At 72.8% G+C, this 2,701-nt stretch carries 2 protein-coding genes; both read right to left on the reverse strand.

Annotated features, from left to right (window positions below):
- Positions 1-168 precede the first annotated feature (168 nt).
- Positions 169-1,065: an SDR family oxidoreductase gene (locus LCE31_RS07415; RefSeq protein ID WP_225013197.1), complete on the reverse strand. Its 897-nt coding sequence runs from the start codon at positions 1,063-1,065 to the stop codon at positions 169-171.
- 278 nt (positions 1,066-1,343) lie between these two features.
- Positions 1,344-2,333 carry a helix-turn-helix transcriptional regulator gene (locus tag LCE31_RS07420; RefSeq protein ID WP_225013198.1) on the reverse strand — a complete coding sequence of 330 codons (990 nt, stop codon included), beginning with the start codon at positions 2,331-2,333 and terminating at the stop codon, positions 1,344-1,346.
- Between the last annotated feature and the right edge of the window lie 368 nt (positions 2,334-2,701).

The raw sequence follows: 2,701 nt of genomic DNA on the forward strand, positions 1-2,701 counted from the left end.
TATGCACTTCCCCCCGCGCGCGTTCCCCCGCCCCCCCCCCCCGCCCGGGCGGGGGGGGGGGCCCCCCCCCCCGGGGCCCCGGGCCCCGCCCCGCGGTACCCCGGGGGGCGGGCCAGGCCCGCCCGGTCCTTCGGGGGCCGCGGGGGTGGACCGTGCGGGCGGCTGGGATCAGGCCTCGGCGTACGCCCCGGCCTCGATGTCCCCGACCAGGCCGGGCCCGGTCGGGGTCCAGGACAGCGCGTCGCGGGTCAGGCCGCTCGACGCGGTCATGGTGTGCGCGAAGAAGCCGCTGACGAATCCGAAGTGCGCGCCGGCGTCCGCCGGGTCGACCGAGACGACAGGGAGGCCGAGGTAGCTGCCGATGGCCTCCGCGATCGCCCGGGTGGTGACCGCCTCCTCGGCGACCGCGTGCAGGCGGGTTCCGGCGGGTGCGCCTTCGAGGCCGAGCCGGACGAGCCGGGCGGCGTCCGTACGGTGCACCGCCGACCAGGTGGTGGAGCCGTCTCCGATGTAGCCGGAGGCACCCTGCTTGCGGGCGGCCGCGACAAGGAAGTTGACGAACCCCCAGTCGCCGGAGCCGTGGACGCTTGGCGCGAAGCGGGTGATGACGGTCCGCACTCCCCGGTCGGCGTAGTCCAGCGCGAGGTTCTCGCTGCCGCCCCGGTCCGAGCCGGGGCCCACGGCCGGGGACACGTCGGTCTCCAGCGCGGGGCGGCCCTGGACGAGGCCGGAGATGGGCGCGGCGACCACGAAGGGGCGACCGGTACCGGCCAGCGCGTCACCGAGGGCCTGGACCGAGGCCCGCTCGGCGCGGTCGGACTCCGCGGGGTTGCCCCAGTCGTGCTTGTTGGCCAGGTGGACGACCCCGTCGGCGGCGCTCGCTCCACGGCGCAGGGAGTCCAGGTCGTCCAGGTCTCCGCGGAGTACGCCGACGCCTTTGCGCTCCAGCGACGCGGCCGACTCGTCCGACCGTGCCAGGCCCACGACTTCGTGCCCGGCGCCCTTCAGCTCGTCGGTGACGGCGGACCCGATCCAGCCACTGGCTCCCGTGACGAACACACGCATGTGCGTGACCTCCTCGCGCCCGCGTCGCGGGCGTCAAAAATCTGGATTCACTCCGAGGTTTCGGAGCACCATGTATTGAAAGGTACCAGATACGAGACACGGTGCCTAGATATTGTGCCCTGCGCCGGGGCTGGAGCGTCAGACGGGCACGGAAGCGTACGGGCGCGGAGGTACGGAGGCGCAGGGCACAGAGGCACACCGGGCACACGGGGCACACCGGCACCGGCACCGGCACCGGCACCGGCGACTTGAGCGGGTCACGGCCCCCGCGGACGCGGTCAGTGTGACGTGTCGGTGGAACGGTCCCGGTTCGCGTCCGCTCCCCAGCTGGCCAGCAGGCGCAACGCCTGCTCGGACGGCGAACCGGGCTCGGCGTGGTACGTGGTCAGCGACTGGTCCTGGTCGCCGGGGAGCGTGAGGGTTTCGTAGCGCAGGGTCAGGGGGCCCACGAGCGGGTGCGTCAGAGGCATGGTGCCGTGGGTCTTCTTCTTGACGTCGTGGGCGGCCCACAACTCGCGGAAGTCCCCGCTCTTCATGGAGAGTTCGCCGATCAGTGACGCGAGCCGCGCGTCGTCGGGACGCAGCCCCGCCCACAGTCTCAGCTGTCCCACCACGTCCTGGGCCTTGGCTTTCCAGTCGGTGAAGAGCTCGCGGGACGCTGGGTCGAGGAAGGTGATCCTGCCCCAGTTCCGGTCCTGCGGGGCTCGGGCCGCCCAGTCCCCGAAGACGGCGGAGGCGGTCTGATTCCAGGCCAGCACGTCGGACCGGCGGCCCCACACGTAGGCCGGGACTCCTTCCACGGCGGTCAGGAGCTCTTGCACTTCGGGCCTGACCTGCTGGCGCGGGGGGCCGGGGTGCCTTTCCGGGTGTCGCTCGGGCTGGGCCAGGCGCAGGAGGTGGGTGTGCTCGTCCCCGGAGAGCCCGAGGACGCGGGAGACCGCGTCCACCACTTCGCGGGAGACGTTGCGCGCGTTGCCCTGTTCGAATCGCGTGTAGTACGCGGCCGAGACTCCGGCGAGTTGCGCCAGTTCCTCGCGTCGCAGACCGGGGACGCGGCGCCGCCGGCTGTAGTCGGTGAGTCCGACGTCGGCCGGCTTGAGGCGATCACGGCGGGTGCGCAGGAATTCGCTCAGTTCCGCGCGCGGGTCGAGGTCCTCGTGCGGCTGCCGCTGAGGTTCTGGCTCCGCGGGCCGCCGCCGGGGTTCCGGCCCGGAGGCCTGCTGCGCGGCTCCCTCGGCGCCGTCACGGGCGGCGTGGTGGCTTGCCATGGTTCGAGTATCGCTCGGTTCACGCGGCTCAGCCTGTCCCTGTCAGTGATGGCTCCACGGGACGTAGACGAAGTGGGTGTCTGGCTGCCGCCGCGCGCCGGGCGCACTCTCGAATCGTCCCCACCGACTCATCGGCGTTCTCGCCGCTGGCCGTCGGAAATGGTCCGGGCGTATCCGAATCCCGCGAACGGGCACACCGCGTGCCCCACGCGAGCCCCACGCCTCATGACCCACGAGATCCGCCCCCTCCCCCCGCGACCCAACCGAAAGCGACCCGTATGAGTACCAACGATCCGACGCCCGGCCGCCTGAGTACCAGCGATCGGACGCCCAACCGCCTGAGTACCAGCGATCCGACGCCCGGCCGC

This window comes from Streptomyces sp. 8L, from assembly GCF_020176795.1.
Taxonomy (GTDB): domain Bacteria; phylum Actinomycetota; class Actinomycetes; order Streptomycetales; family Streptomycetaceae; genus Streptomyces.

Coding starts and splice junctions, on each gene's coding strand:
- LCE31_RS07415 (WP_225013197.1), bottom strand. CDS start 1,065: ATGCGTGTGTTCGTCACGGGAGCCAGTGGCTGGATCGGGTCCGCCGTC.
- LCE31_RS07420 (WP_225013198.1), bottom strand. CDS start 2,333: ATGGCAAGCCACCACGCCGCCCGTGACGGCGCCGAGGGAGCCGCGCAG.